Source organism: Pseudomonas sp. NFACC24-1 (assembly GCF_900115235.1).
In the GTDB taxonomy this organism is placed as follows: domain Bacteria; phylum Pseudomonadota; class Gammaproteobacteria; order Pseudomonadales; family Pseudomonadaceae; genus Aquipseudomonas; species Aquipseudomonas fluorescens_AA.
On record NZ_FOVS01000003.1, the window covers coordinates 265,380 to 279,473 of the forward strand.

Sequence of the window (14,094 nt, forward strand, 5' to 3'; positions counted from 1 at the left end):
TCAATACAAGACGACATACTAGGTACAAATGAGATGGATTATCAATACTATTTATTTAATTTTTTTTTTGGATTAGACTCCGCTCCGCTGGCGCCAAACAGCCTTCAGCCAGCTCAAAAAACCAAAAATATCTGTCGCAGGGGAGCGGGGCGTGAATTTCAAAAAGAACACAATTGCGTTGGCTGTAGGGTCGGCCATAGGCTTGAGCAACGGCGCTTGGGCGGCTGAAGAAGCCGGCAAGATGGAGATCGCTCCAATCACCGTGACCGGTGAAAAGATCGACCGTACCCTCGAAAAGACCCAGTCCAGCGTCGTGGTCGTCACCGACAAGAATCTGCGTGAGCACGGCGACAAGGACCTGGTGGATGTGTTTGCCCGCACGCCCGGCGTCTATAGCCAGGCCGGCAATGAGAACTGGGGGATCCGTGGCGTGCCGGTGTCCGGTTTCGACGACCAGGGCCCGGCGGCTCTCAACGGTGCGGTATCGGTGTATGTCGACGGAGCCGTGCAGCCCAACCGCGCACTGACCCTCAGCCCGGTCCCGCTCTGGGATGCCGAGCAGGTCGAGGTTTTCCTTGGTCCGCAATCCACCACCCAGGGCCGTAACTCCCTGGCTGGCGCGGTGGTTATCCGAACCAAGAACCCAACCTTCGAACCGAGCTTCTCGGCGCAGACCAGCGTGGGCAACTACGGTGAGCACGGTGCGGCCGTGGCGGGCGGCGGCGCCATCGTGGATGACAAGATCGCCGGGCGTATCGCCGTGGATTATTCCGACGGTGACGGCTACATCCGCAACACCACGCTCGATAAAGACGCCAACCCGCATCGCACCAGCAACGCCCGCGGTAAATTGCTGATCCTGCCCAATGACGACACTGACGTGTTGCTGACTTATGCCCATAACGAACATCGCCAGGGTGACCGTTCGACGATGCGAGGCGCTGATGGTAAGCCGAGCTATTACGACATCGGGTCCAATACCGAGGCCTTCGACAACCTCAAGCAAGACACCCTCAGTGCCAAGGTGGATTACCGCCTGAATGATGCATGGTCGCTGACGAGCATGACCGCCAATACCAGTACGGACTACAGCAACCGTCTGGACTTTGACCAGAATGCTGTGGACAACGAGGTCGTTCTGCGTAAGCAGGACGGCAATCTGTTCAGTCAGGAGCTGCGTCTGAATTACGACTCGGACACCGTGAAGAGTTTCGTCGGTGCCTACTATGGCCACAACACCAACAACTTCCACGACCGGTTGTTGTTCGATGACGTGCTGGTTCGTACCGTCAAAGGTGATACCAAGATTGAAAACAAGGCGGTGTTCGGTGAAGTCAACTGGACGTTCGCCCCGCGCTGGACCTTGATCACCGGCCTGCGTTACGACCACGAGACGAACGATACCGACATCGAAGCGGATGGCCGCTTCGTCCCAGAGAAAATTAAAAAGTCGTTTGATGCCGTGCTGCCGAAACTCGGCATCGACTACGAACTGGCAGCGGACCAGTACCTCGGTTTCACGGTGCAGAAGGGCTATCGCGGTGGCGGTGTCAACCTGCGTTCCGGTAGCGGTCACCAGGCCTACGACCCGGAATACACCACCAACTACGAGCTGTCCTATCGCGGTTCGTTCTTCGACAAGACCCTGCGTACCCGCGCCAACCTGTACTACACCGACTGGAAAGATCAGCAGGTCAGCGTGCGGCAGCCTGGTAGCAACGTCATTGATATCTACAACGCTGGTCGCAGTGAGATCAAAGGCCTGGAAGTCTTCGTCGAAAAAGACATCACCGAACAACTGACCTTGAACGTCGGGGGCGCCATTACCGATAGCAAATACAAGGACTTCGTCGCTGACAATGGTCAGGACAGGAGCGGCGAGTCTTTCCTCTACTCGCCTAAATACAAGGCCTCGGTGGGTGGTGTCTATCGCTTTGACGATCGCCTGATATTCGGCACGGATATTGTCTATCAGAGCACCGCGCCGTCGGAGTACGAGTTCGACGCGAACGGCAAAGTCACTGGTGAGCGTAAGAGCGACGCCTATGTGCTGGTGAACTTCAACACCGAGTACAAAGTCACCAAGAACGTCGCGGTTTCCGCTTACGTGAAGAATGCGTTCGACAAGGAATACGTCACCAACAACCGCAACGACGACATCATCGACGTCGGCGCACCGCGTACGGTGGGGATGATTCTGCGTTACGACATGTAAACCCAAGGGCGCGGGGAGGCAATCTCCCCGCGCCTGCTCCAACGTTTCGGATGTTTGTTTCCAGGCTGTTCGTTCCCTTCCAAACCCAGCCTCCATGGAGGAAATCATGAGTGCTTTTTCGAATGTCACAGCAGGTGGCGCGCAACAGCTACGCCTGTTGCACACCGGTCTGTCGAGCCCTTACTGCCTCGATTCGACGCCGCTGCTGGAGCGTCAGCAACAGCAGGAATCCAACGCCCGCAGTTACCCGCGACGCATTCCCCTGGTGCTTGAAAGGGCCCATGGCATTTATGTGCAGGACAGCCGGGGACAGGTGTTCGTCGATTGCCTGGCCGGTGCCGGAACCCTGGCGCTGGGACACAATCATCCGGTGATCATCGAAGCCATCACCCAGGTCATGGCGGCCGGTGTGCCGATGCATACCCTGGACCTCATGACACCTGTGAAGGACGCATTCGTCCAGGAAATTTTCGCTTGCCTGCCCAGCGAGTTCGCTCGTCACGCACGCATCCAGTTCTGCGGCCCGAGTGGGGCCGATGCGGTCGAGGCCGCGCTCAAGCTGACCCGTACCGCCACCGGGCGCCACTCGGTCCTGGCGTTCGAAGGGGCCTACCACGGAATGACCCTGGGCACGCTGGCCATCAGTGGCAATCTGTCGCCGAAAAATGCCCTCGGTGCCTTGATGCCCGGGGTACAGCGCCTGCCGTTCCCCCACGATTATCGTTGCCCGTTCGGGGTGGCCGGTGATCAGGCGGTCACCTTGAACGTGCGCTACCTCGAACACTTGCTCAACGACCCGGAAAGTGGGGTGACCGCACCCGCGGCGATGATCCTGGAGCCAATCCAGGGCGAGGGAGGGGTGATTGCCGCGCCGGACCGTTGGCTGCAGGAATTGCGCCGGTTGACCCAGGCCCACGGTATTCCGCTGATCGTCGACGAGATCCAGTGTGGCATTGCCCGCAGCGGGCGGATGTTCGGCTTCGAGCAGTCGGGCATCACCCCGGATGTCATCACCCTGTCCAAAGCCATTGGCGGCGGGTTGCCGCTGTCGGTGATGGTTTACCACGAGTCGCTGGACGTCTGGCAGCCGGGTGCCCACGCCGGCACGTTCCGCGGCAATCAGTTGGCGATGGCGGCGGGCACCGCGACCTTGCGCTTCATCCGCGATCAAGGCTTGGTCCAGCACGCCGAAACGGTAGGGGCTCACCTGCACAAACAATTGCAGGCACTGCAAAACGAGTTCGACTGGATCGGTGATGTGCGTGGGCGTGGCCTGATGCTCGGCATGGAAATCGTCGACCCGCAGGGCACTCCCGATGTACAGGGGCATCCGCCGGTGGACACGGCCCGGGCCAAGGCTTTCCAACAGGCGTGCCTGAAGCACGGATTGATCGTTGAACTGGGCGGCCGCCACGGCGCGACCGTCCGCTTCCTGCCGCCGTTGATCATCACCGAGCAGGAAATCGATTTTGTCGGGAAAATCCTGTTCCAGGCCGCGAGCACGATCAACGAGCGTCCCGCACGCTGATCATAGGGTCAGGGTCAGGGTCAGGGTCAGGGTCGGCGTCCGGCTTGGACGCTGGCCCCGGTCCAACGCGCACTCAGTAGTCCCAATAGGCTGCTACCCAACGAAAGGCATCACCGTCGACCGCCACCCGGCCAACGGAGGGGAACGGCAGGTGAGTGGCGACCAGCAGCTCACCGGACGCCGCCGCTTCTTGCATCAGGCGGACCCGAACGCGGACCGATTCTTCAGGGTCATGCTCAAAGCCGTTGTGCCAGTCGGGGTGGTCGAAAGCGACCGGGAACAACGCATCGCCGGCGAATGTCAAGCGCTCCTCGCCGCAGGTCACGTGGACCACGCTGTGCCCTGGCGTATGGCCGCCGGTGCGCTTGACCAGCACGCCCGGGGCGACCTCGTAGGCTTGCTCGAAGGTGCGCAGCTTGTCGTGGTACTCGCGCATGAATTGCTCGGCGGTGGCGTGCAGTACGTCCGGTACCGGTGAGGGCATGGAGGTGAGGGAGAAATCCGGTGCCGCCCAGAACGCTACCTCGCTAGCGGCCACGTGGATCCGCAGGTCTGGACGCAACCGGCTCTTCACCTCATCAACCAGCAGCCCACCAATGTGGTCCATGTGCATGTGGGTAATCACCACGTCGGTCACCGACGCCAGATCGATACCGGCGGCGGCAAGGCGCTTGGGAAACTGCCCGGCCCGCGGGAAACCGGGAAACTGGCCGCCGAGCCCGGCATCGACCAGTATGGTCTGCTCTCCGCTCCGTATCACCAGCACGTTCAGCGCCCAATCGAAGGCGTCCGGGCCCAGGAACATGTCCTTGAACCAGGCCGCGCGAGCGGCTGGGTCGGCATTGGTGGACATCGTTGCGGTCGGCAGGGGCAACACCCCATCGCTGACCACCAGTACGTCGATCTCGCCAATTTTCAGCGCATAACGCGAAGGGACCAACTCCTCGTACGAGGCAGCGTGCAAGCTCATGTTTGAATCCGGATGCATTCCATCCTTTGCTGCAGGGGCGTTCAAATGTGTGGTCATGGTCGTTCTCCGAAGGCTTGGCTCAAGGGCTTTGGCGAAAGCCGCCTTTCTCGGTATGAGAAAGTGGCTGTCGCTGGAGAATGAGTCTGCATCGCGCCGGACCGCGTTCGATACCATACGTGGGTATGTTGTACAGGCGCTTTAGCGTGATGGACCCCAGCAAAAGGTATGGGCATTCAGTGAGCCGGGGAGACGACGGTACATGCGCCATTGATGCGACTGACCCACCGCCATCGCGAGCAAGCCCGCTCCCACAGGAAAGTCAGGGGGCATGTTTAAGCAGGGTCATTCCAGCGCTTGAACCACCAGTGCAGCCGGGAGATCGGTTTGCCCTCGGCGTCCAGTGGGCGGCCGTCTTCGGCGTAGGCTTGGGCCGGTTCCAGCAGTTGGCCGTTGAGGTAGCGAGCTTCGACCGCCGGGCTGCCGTTGGGGTGCAGGCGGCGGTAGCGGCCGTCGCGCACGCCGTCGCGATAGACCTCGGCTTCGGCCAGTTGCCCGTTGGGGAAGTAGTTGTTGGCCTCACCGTGCAGCAACCCGCGGTGGTACGTGGCCTGACGTTGTAAGCCGCCTTCGGCCGCGTAAAAGCTCGCCACGCCCTGCAATTTTCCCTTTACGAACGGCAGGACCGCCGAGACCTTGCCATTGGGGTGATACAGGGTGCTGGTGCCCTGCAGTTCACCTTGGCTGTAGTTGAGTTTCGCTTGCGGGCGTTGGGCTTCCTCGATGTGCAGCGGACCGTCGAGCCGGCCATCGACCAGTTGCCCGTCCAGCCGGCTGTCGCCGCGTTCCAGGTCCAGTCTTTTCGTGGTCATCGCCGTGCTCCCGTCAGTTGACCTTCACCAGGCCACCCTTGATGGTCAGCATGCCGCCGCCGTCCACCGTCTGTTCGGCGGCCGCCTTGTTCACCAGGCTGATGCCGGCGTCGTTGGTCAGGGTGGTGCCAGCCTTGTTTTCCAATGACGTCCCGGCCTGGTTGCTCAGGGCCGTGCCGGCTTTCTGGCTGATGGACGTGCTGGCCTGAGCCGCCAGGTCCGCGCCGCTCTTGATGGCGAAGCTGCCGCCGCTTTGCAGGGTCAGGGTGCCGCTGACCTTGATGGTCAGGTTGCCGTCCACCGTCAGGCTGTAATTGCCGGTGACCTTGTGCTCATAGTTGCCGCCGGTGCTGTGGGTCTGGTCCGAGCCCACGGTGACGGTGCGGGTGTCCTTCACATCGAGGCTGTCGCTGCCGGTCTGGATGGTCACGCTGCGCTTGCCTTTCTCCAGGGTGACGGTTTCGTCGCCGTCCTTCACCGTGCGGGTGCGGGCGTTCTGCACCGTGAGGGTTTCGTCGTGGCCGACGGTGGCGGTGGTGTCATTGAGCACGTTGATGTTGAAGTCCTTTTGCGCCTGGAGAAATACTTCTTCGGCGTCCTTCTTGTCTTCGAAGCGCAACTCGTTGAACCCGCCACCGCCCTTGGATGAGTTGGTCTTGATTCCGGATTGGGTCTGGTTCGCCGGCAGCGGGTAGGGCAGGGCGTTGTCGCCGTTATAGACGCAACCGGTGACCAAGGGACGATCCGGGTCGCCGTCGATGAAGGTCACGATGACTTCCTGGCCGATGCGCGGCACGAACTGCATGCCAAAGCCTTTGCCGCTCCAGGGCAGGACCACGCGCACCCAGCAGGAGGAAGTCTCGTCGTTCTTGCCGGTACGGTCCCAGGGGAACTGCAACTTGATCCGGCCGTATTCATCGGTCCAGATCTCTTCGCCGGCCTTGCCCACCACCACGGCCGACTGGGTGTGCATACGCGGTTTTGCCGTGACGCGGGCTGGTCGATAGGCCGTGGCCTTGGGGATCGCTTCGAAGCGATTGCGGTAGCTTTCATGGCTGGCTTCGTGGCTGACCGAGGTCACGACCCAGTCGATATTCAGCGCCGTGTCCTCATGGCCGGCGAGGGTGAACCAATACCCCGGCACCAGCCAGCGGCAGTCACTTTCGCCGACAAAACGTTTCTCCTGGCTGCGCAGGCCGTCCGCCCGCTGTTTGGTCAGTGCATCGCCCTGGGCCTTGGCGGTATAGCCGCCCGGATGTTCATACATCGAACTCGGCCCGGCCACGGCTTCTGCCTGGCTGAAGAGCGATGTGGTCGGCGTGGTGAATTCATAATCGGTGGCCTGGTAAACCCCGGCCACCGCCTGCAGACATACCTGCCCTGAGCGGATACCGTGCAGTTCTCGCTCACCCATTTTCTGTCCGAGATAATTCACCGTCGGCCCATTGGGGATGGGCACGAAGGCGTCATTGCTGTCGGCCAGTACTAAGGTGTGCTTACCGTCTTCATGGCTGAAGAACCAGAAAATCCCGTCTTCCTCCAGCAGCCGCGAGACGAAGGCCAGGTCGGTTTCGCCGTATTGCACGCAGTACTCGCGGGGTGTGTAGCTGCCGCTGAGCTTGAGCTGGAAGTCGGTGAAACCGTGGGCCTTGAAAATCGTGGTGACGATGTCCGAGGTGGCGAGGTTCTGGAACACTCGGTTGTTGCTGGCCAGGCTCAACCACCAGAGCCAGGGCCGGAGCAAAAGCTGATAACGCTCGGCGGTGGCATCGGCCGGCAGTTGGCGAATCTCGGCCACCAGCCCATCCAGCGGGCGCAGCAAGGCGTCCTTGTGCAGCGTGGTGGTCACGTGGCTGGCGACGGCCGTGGTGAGGTCCAGCGAGGCGCCGTCGTTGATGCCGTTGAGAGTGTGCGAGCCCAAGGCATTGAGGCGTTCTTCGCCGGACAGCGATTCGGGGTACAGCGCCGACAGCGAACTGGCGGTGAGGGAGAGGGTGGTGTTGCTGTCAGTGGAGCGGGGCATCAAGCGTCCTCGGCAGGGCGTGGAAAACGACGACCGTTGTCGTTCAACTTGTCACATCGAAAAGGATGGGGCGGTGATCGGGACCGGACATATCGAACACCTGGGCGAGGCCAGTGATGTCAACCGGCACGACCCTTACGTCCACCGATGCCAGTACCCAGTCGAGAATGCCGCCCTTGCTCTGGGTCTGCTGGCCGTTCCAACACTCATAGGCAAGCCCCGCCGTATCGAGTTGCCCTACTTTTTGATAATCCAGGTTCAGGTCACCTGTTGCGACCCATTTACCGCCCAGGGACGTACAGGACTTGAGCTGGCTCTTGGTCACGCCATTCTGGCCGGACTTGAAGTGTGCGAGGAACACGTAGCCCGTATAACCCTTCACGCCGTTGGCTTCCACCGCAATCAAATCCCTGTTCAGGGTAAACAGGCTGCCCTGGCTGATCACTTGCAATCGCTCAAAGCTTTTGACCATGACGATGTAGGCGTTCGAGTAGCCGCCAGTAAAGGCATAAACACTGTAGTTCTTGTAGATGGCAGCCAGGTTCGAGCGGTAGTTTTCGATTTGGGCCGAATGTATCTCACACAAAAATACGATGTCCGCATCCCAATAGCTACTGGAGCAACAGTTGTAGAGAAAGATGTCCACCTGGGTTTGCTTTTCCAGGGTGGAAGACTTGCCGTTTTTTTCAACGTTGAAGCTACCGATTCTCATGATCCCTGTGCTCCTTACTCCAGCACCCACTCCGCCAATTTCCCTGTCACCTGTGTCATCAACACGTTTTCGACATCCCGTGCCCCCGCCGCGCAGCATTTGGCCAACACGGCCTTGACGATCCCGGCATCGAATTCGAACTGTTTGCCTGTCGCGGCCTTGTAGCGCCCGCGCAATTTTTCCAGCTTCGCCAGCACGATCCCTTCCAGCGTTGCTTCATCCAGCGGCCGGTACGCCACCACCGTCATGCGTGCCAGGAACGCCGGACGGAACGCTTGCAGCAGCACCTTGTGCAAGGCCTCGTTGAAGGCGTCGGTGCCCAGTTGCGCCGCCGGCGTGTCCAGCAGCAGTTCGGCGCCGACGTTGCTGGTGGCGAGCATCACGGTGTTCTTGAAGTCCACCACCAGGCCGGTGCCGTCTTCCATCAGGCCTTTGTCGAAGACGTTGTAAAAGGCTTCGAGCACGTCCGGGTGGGCCTTTTCGATTTCATCCAGCAACACCACGGAATAGGGTTTGCGCCGCACCGCTTCAGTAAGCACGCCGCCGCTGCCGTAGCCGACGTAGCCGGGCGGGGCGCCTTTGAGTTGGCTGACGGTGTGGGCTTCCTGGTACTCCGAGAGGTTGATGCTGATCAGGTTGCGTTCACCGCCGTACAAGGCATCGGCCAAGGCGTAGGCGGTTTCGGTCTTGCCCACGCCGGTGGGGCCCACCAGCAGGAACACGCCGACTGGTTTCTGTGGGTCGGTGAGGCCGGCGCGGTAGGCTTGCAGGCGCTGGGCGATGGTGTTCAATGCCGTGCCCTGGCCCATGACCCGCTGGCCCATGCGCTGGCCGAGGGTGCGCACGGCGTGGGCCTCGTCGGCGAGCATCTTGCCCACCGGAATGCCGGTCCAGCCAGCGATCACCGCGGCGACGGTCTTGCTGTCCACCTGTTCGGGCACCAGCGGATCGTCCTGGCGAATGGCATCGAGGCCGGCTTCCAGGCGCAGCAGTTCGGCGGCCAGGTGGTCGATGCGGTTATCGATCTCGGTGTCGGCTTTTTCACTGTCGGCCCGTTCGCTCAGGGCGAGCAGTTCGCGCCGGGTGTCGAGCAGTTCGCGTACGGCTTCGCGCTCTTCGCCCCAGCGGGTTTCCAGCTCACGGATGGCTTGCACATTGCTGGTCGATTCGCCCTCCAGCAGGGTGATGCGCTCGCGGTGATCCAGGCCGGTGGCCTGTTCGCGGCGCAGGCGTTCGACTTCATCCTTGAGGCTGTTCTGCCGGTGGCGCAGGCTTTCCAGTGGCGGCGGCACGTCGTGTTGGCCGAGGGCGACCCGGGCGCAGGCGGTGTCGAGCACGCTGATGGCTTTGTCCGGCAACTGCCGCCCGGAGATGTAGCGGTGGGACAGTTTCACCGCTTCGTGGATGGCGGCGTCCAACACTTGCACGCCGTGGTGCTGTTCCAGTTTGCTCGCCACGCCGCGGAGCATTTCCACGGCGGTGAGTTCGTCCGGTTCTTCGACCTGCACCAACTGGAAGCGGCGGGCCAGGGCCGGGTCTTTCTCGAAATATTTTTTGTATTCCAGCCAGGTGGTGGCGGCCAGGGTGCGCAGTTCGCCCCGGGCCAGGGCCGGCTTGAGCAGATTGGCCGCATCGTTGCCGCCTTCCGCACCGCCGGCGCCGATCAGCGTGTGGGCTTCGTCAATGAACAGGATGATCGGTTTTTCGGCGCTGCGGACCGCATCGATCACGCCCTTGAGGCGTTGTTCGAATTCGCCCTTGACCCCGGCGCCGGCCTGTAACAGGCCCAGGTCGAGGACGCGCAGGGTGACTTCCTGCAGCGATGGCGGCACATCCCCGGCAGCGATCCGCAGGGCCAGGCCTTCCACCACGGCGGTCTTGCCGACACCCGGCGCGCCCACCAGGATCGGGTTGTTCTGTCGGCGCCTGAGCAGGATGTCGATGCACTGGCGGATTTCGCCGTCGCGGCCGACGATGGGGTCGATGCGACCGTTCCGGGCGTCGGCGGTCAGGTCCTGGGTGTACTGGTCCAGCACCGGGTCCTGTTTCTGTGGCGCCTCGCCGGGCTTGGCCGGGCGCACGCCAGCGACATGCTCACGGGAGCTTTCGGTCCATTCCAATAGCTGGGCGCGCAGGGCGTCGCGGGGAATGCGCAGCAACGACGAGGCGCTGTTGAGCAGCAGGCTGCGGCGTTCATCACGGTCCAGCAGTGCCAGCAGCAACAGCCCGGAGCGGATGCTGTCCAGGCCCAGCACGCTGGCCTGGACCACGGCATCTTCCAGCAGGCCGATGGTGTGCGCCGACAGGGCGGGCGTGCGGGTGCTGCCGGATTTGAACAGGTCCAGGGCCTTGTTGGTTTCCGCGGCCACCGCGTCACGTTCCAGGCCGAAACGCGGCAGCAGGCAGGCGAAGTCACCGCCCTCGATGTCGAGCAACTCCAACAGCAGGTGTTCGATTTCCACGTAGTGATGGCTGCGCTGCATGCAGCGTTGCGCGGCCCGTTCCAGGGCGCGGCGGTTGTCCGGGTTGAGGCGTCCGATCAGGCTGGCCAGTTCCATTTCAGGCAATCTCCGGCTGGCGAAGGCGGGTTTCGATCCGTTGCACGGCCAGGCTTGGCTGGCGTTGCAGACCACCGTTCCAGTTCAGCCGTGGCGCTGCCTGGCGACCCAGTTGCAGCGGGCCGGCACCGCGGACCAGCAGCACCAGGGTGCAGTCCAGGTCAGGGCCGAAGTACAGGGCGTAAAGGCTGGCGAGCAGCGGATGGGTCTCGCCGGTGGGCAGCAATCCGCTGGCCTGGGCCGTGCTCAGCGGGCCGAGAGTCAGGCGCACGCCGGCGTGTTCGTCCCAGACCCGGGTGCCGGCCACCGCGCTGCGGCCCAGGCGCAGGTTGCGCCCGCCCGGTTGCAGGCGGCTGCGACTGGCGGGCGGGATTTCACGCCAGCCACCTTCGTAGGCACTCAGTTCCACGGGCAAGCCGAACTGCTCGCGAACAATCGCCGCGAACCCGTCCAGGGAACGCCGGCCATCGGCGTACAGCGCGGTGCAGGCCAGGACCGCCGAGTCGGGGGCGGCCTGGCGCTCCTGCAAGGCCTTGGGCAGCAGGCCGGTCAACGCTCGCAGTTGTGCGTGTACGGCGGACGCGCCTGGGGCGGTGAAACCGAGGGCGATGCGATGTTTGCGCATCACCTTGTACAGCAGGCTGAGCAGGCGATGCTGGAACAGGTCGAGGAATTCCGCCGGGGCGTGATCCTTCGCCCGCGCTCGCTGTTGCAGCCATTCCTGATAGGCGTAGGGCAGCGGGCCGTCCGGGCCTCCGAGGCCGAAGATCGGGGTGGTCAAGGTGGGCGGCAGACCGGGCTCGTGGTCCAGGCTCTCGACTTCACTGGCGGCGAACAGCGGCGTCAAGGGCCCGCGCAGGCGCAAGGCTTCGGCGTGCGGCGCGGTGCCGCTGCCCAGTGGGGCGGCCTGGGGGTGTTCGCGTTCGAGCAACAGCAAGGCCTGGAGCCATTCGAAGCGTTGCGGGTCGCGTCGCAGTCGCTCGCTCAGGTTCAGAGCACCAGGGGTTTGCCGGCTTGGGGTTGCCATGTCTTCACCTCCTTGTCGGACTGGACCAGCACAGTGCGCACGAAGCGATTGGCGGTGGCGTAAAGGGAAAAGAACTGCGCCAGCACGCCGGAAAAGAGCACGGCGCTGCTGCCGACAAAGTGTTGCGGATCCAGGTGCAGGCGCACCTCCAGGCCGTTGCGCCAGCCGCGCCAGGCGTCTTCGCCGACATGGGCGATGACGCGCTCGCAACCCAGTCCGGCGACCCCTTCGATCTGGCGGTGGGCGCTGGCTTCGTCCCGCAGGTTGTGCAATTCGAGAATTTCACGCAGTGCGTCCAATGCCTGGGGACCTTCGACCAGTGACAGATGGTTGAGGGTCAATTGCGACACCAGCCGCCAGCGCGATTCACCGTCCAGGCGCGGCAGGCTTTGCGGGCTGGGTGGGTTGCGCAGGCGTGCCCAGGCCACCGGTCCCGGGCGCTCGAAACCCAGCGGCGTACCGGCCGGCAGACTTTGGGCCAGGTGGCGGTTGGTGCACAGCAGTTCGGCGGTGAGGCTGTAGTCGCGGGTGTCGGCCAGCGGGTCGAACCGGGTGTCCACCAGGCTGACCATCAAGTCGGTGCCCAGCCGGTTCGGGCTCATGCCGCTGACCCGGCGCGCATGCCAGTAGCAGATTTGGTCACTGCCATGCTGGCTGCCGTAGTAGGCCGGCACTTTGCGCACGCCTTGGCCGGAGATGGCGCGCATGCCCCGGATGCTGTGGATCTCGACGCTGTTTTCCCGGTGACTGTCGGCCACCAGCCGGTACTCGCTGCGGGTGCCATCCGGGCGCAGCGGCTCGGACGTGCGGGGGAACAGGTTGATTACCGGCGTGCACCCCAGGGCGATGTCGCTGGCCTGGAGCGGCAGGCGACTGCCGGGTGCACGGTCGAACACGATGTACAGGTACAAGGCCTGGCTGTCGCTGGTGGCGCCGGCCAGGGGCAGGTCGAAGAAACCGAATTTATCCGGGAAGGCAAAGTACTCGGCCAGCAGGCGCATGCCAGGGTGCACGCCGTCCTCGTCCGGCAACAAGACCTGGTCGCTGGCGAAGCCGACGATCTGCGGCAAGCCGGCCAACGGTTCGGGTACGCTGCCCGGCGCGCCGGCCAGGACCTTGATGGCGTGGGCACCCAGCAAATCGTACAGCCCGGCGTTGATCATCGGTGACGCCGCCAGGTGCACCCGCAGCGAGTCGATCCCCAGCGTCGACCACTGGCTTTCCCCCAGGCATCGCAATTCCAGGCGCAAGGCCGAGCGGGCCTGGACCACCCCGGTCAGTGCCTGGGTTTCATCGCTGCCCAACAGCAGCGCTTCGCTGACGTGGACTGGCCACAGATGCACGGCGGCCGTGGTGCGAAAATGAATGCTCTGGCCTGTGTCGGTGGTGACGAACAGCGGTGTGTCGCGGGGCAGCGGGTAGCCCTCGTTCAAGTTGCCTTTGCTCGGGTCGGGCTCGAACTGCACGATGGCGCACGATGGCAAGGGCCGCATGGCCAACGGATAAAGTTGTTCGAGCAGGGCATCGCTGAATTCGGCGTAATCGTCGTCCAGCCGCCGTTGCAAACGCGCGGCCAGCAGGGCGAACCCTTCCAGCAGGCGCTCGACGTGGGGGTCGGGGCATTCGCCGGGGGACAGCTCCAGGCGCCGGGCGACCTTGGGATAACGCTCGGCGAACAGGCTCCCGGCGTGACGCAACCAGGTCAGCTCGCGTTGGTAATAGTCCAGCAGTTGCGGGTCAATCGAGTCGCTCATGGCGTACCTCCAGGCCGTCGCCGGCGGGCTCGATGACAAAGGCCACGGGCCATGCGTGCAGGTCGCCGCGCAGCTCGCCCGACAGCCGAATGCACAGTTGCTGCGGATGGCCTGGCACCGGGCAGACCTGGACCTCGCCCAGACGCAGGCGAGGTTCGAAGTGGGTGATGGCCTGGCGGATTTCCCGGGTCAGTTGGCGCCGGTCATCGCTGCGCTGCTGTTGCAGCGCGGTCCAGTCGGCGATGCCATAGTCGAGGATGCTCGGTGGTTCGGTCAGCGCCCGCGGACCGCGTCGGGTATTGAACAGGCGCGACAGTTCGGCATGCACCGAGTCTTGCAACGCCTGTCGGTCGAACGCCCGCCCGGTGTCGTCCGCCGGGCTGGCCAGGCGTTCGAACAGGGGTGGGCGCAGCCCGAAGCCAGCCATGGGCGCGGCGG

General features: G+C 63.2%; 10 protein-coding genes. 2 read left to right on the forward strand and 8 right to left on the reverse strand.

The features are described from left to right. Positions 1-151 precede the first annotated feature (151 nt). Positions 152-2,215: a TonB-dependent receptor gene (locus tag BM317_RS05285; RefSeq protein WP_092165301.1), complete on the forward strand. Its 2,064-nt coding sequence runs from the start codon at positions 152-154 to the stop codon at positions 2,213-2,215. 106 nt (positions 2,216-2,321) lie between these two features. Further along, the gene (locus BM317_RS05290; RefSeq protein WP_092165303.1) at positions 2,322-3,743 is read left to right on the forward strand and encodes a diaminobutyrate--2-oxoglutarate transaminase; all 1,422 of its coding nucleotides are present in this window, start codon (positions 2,322-2,324) and stop codon (positions 3,741-3,743) included. A gap of 73 nt (positions 3,744-3,816) precedes the next feature. Here the strand turns inward: BM317_RS05290 and BM317_RS05295 are convergent, their stop codons facing one another. From BM317_RS05295 to tssE, 8 genes are all read right to left on the reverse strand, one after another. Continuing rightward, complete coding sequence (locus BM317_RS05295; protein ID WP_092165305.1) at positions 3,817-4,770, reverse strand: MBL fold metallo-hydrolase; 954 nt, start codon at positions 4,768-4,770, stop codon at positions 3,817-3,819. A 275-nt stretch (positions 4,771-5,045) separates the two neighbouring features. Next, a complete protein-coding gene (locus tag BM317_RS05300) occupies positions 5,046-5,582 on the reverse strand; it encodes a toxin-antitoxin system YwqK family antitoxin (protein WP_092473360.1) in 537 nt (178 codons plus the stop codon). Between the two features lie 13 nt (positions 5,583-5,595). After that, positions 5,596-7,605, reverse strand: a complete 2,010-nt coding sequence (tssI, locus tag BM317_RS05305; RefSeq protein WP_092165309.1) for a type VI secretion system Vgr family protein — start codon at positions 7,603-7,605, stop codon at positions 5,596-5,598. A 43-nt stretch (positions 7,606-7,648) separates the two neighbouring features. Beyond that, positions 7,649-8,317: an endonuclease/exonuclease/phosphatase family protein gene (locus BM317_RS05310; protein ID WP_092165311.1), complete on the reverse strand. Its 669-nt coding sequence runs from the start codon at positions 8,315-8,317 to the stop codon at positions 7,649-7,651. Positions 8,318-8,331: 14 nt separating this feature from the next. Continuing rightward, the gene (gene tssH, locus BM317_RS05315) at positions 8,332-10,875 is read right to left on the reverse strand and encodes a type VI secretion system ATPase TssH (protein WP_092473362.1); all 2,544 of its coding nucleotides are present in this window, start codon (positions 10,873-10,875) and stop codon (positions 8,332-8,334) included. Between the two features lies 1 nt (position 10,876). Continuing rightward, positions 10,877-11,902: a type VI secretion system baseplate subunit TssG gene (gene tssG, locus BM317_RS05320; protein WP_092165315.1), complete on the reverse strand. Its 1,026-nt coding sequence runs from the start codon at positions 11,900-11,902 to the stop codon at positions 10,877-10,879. Next, positions 11,866-13,656, reverse strand: coding sequence for a type VI secretion system baseplate subunit TssF (gene tssF / locus BM317_RS05325; RefSeq protein ID WP_092473364.1), 1,791 nt, complete (start codon positions 13,654-13,656; stop codon positions 11,866-11,868). Before tssF ends, tssG begins: the two co-directional genes overlap by 37 nt. After that, on the reverse strand, positions 13,640-14,083 hold the full coding sequence (tssE, locus tag BM317_RS05330) for a type VI secretion system baseplate subunit TssE (RefSeq protein ID WP_092165319.1): 444 nt from the start codon (positions 14,081-14,083) through the stop codon (positions 13,640-13,642). Before tssE ends, tssF begins: the two co-directional genes overlap by 17 nt. Positions 14,084-14,094 lie beyond the last annotated feature (11 nt).

What these genes read in the sequence shown, in the direction of transcription:
- tssH (WP_092473362.1), bottom strand. Translation starts at nt 10,875, where the DNA reads ATGGAACTGGCCAGCCTGATCGGACGCCTCAACCCGGACAACCGCCGC.
- BM317_RS05290 (WP_092165303.1), top strand. Translation starts at nt 2,322, where the DNA reads ATGAGTGCTTTTTCGAATGTCACAGCAGGTGGCGCGCAACAGCTACGC.
- BM317_RS05310 (WP_092165311.1), bottom strand. Translation starts at nt 8,317, where the DNA reads ATGAGAATCGGTAGCTTCAACGTTGAAAAAAACGGCAAGTCTTCCACC.
- BM317_RS05295 (WP_092165305.1), bottom strand. Translation starts at nt 4,770, where the DNA reads ATGACCACACATTTGAACGCCCCTGCAGCAAAGGATGGAATGCATCCG.
- tssE (WP_092165319.1), bottom strand. Translation starts at nt 14,083, where the DNA reads ATGGCTGGCTTCGGGCTGCGCCCACCCCTGTTCGAACGCCTGGCCAGC.
- tssF (WP_092473364.1), bottom strand. Translation starts at nt 13,656, where the DNA reads ATGAGCGACTCGATTGACCCGCAACTGCTGGACTATTACCAACGCGAG.
- tssG (WP_092165315.1), bottom strand. Translation starts at nt 11,902, where the DNA reads ATGGCAACCCCAAGCCGGCAAACCCCTGGTGCTCTGAACCTGAGCGAG.
- tssI (WP_092165309.1), bottom strand. Translation starts at nt 7,605, where the DNA reads ATGCCCCGCTCCACTGACAGCAACACCACCCTCTCCCTCACCGCCAGT.
- BM317_RS05300 (WP_092473360.1), bottom strand. Translation starts at nt 5,582, where the DNA reads ATGACCACGAAAAGACTGGACCTGGAACGCGGCGACAGCCGGCTGGAC.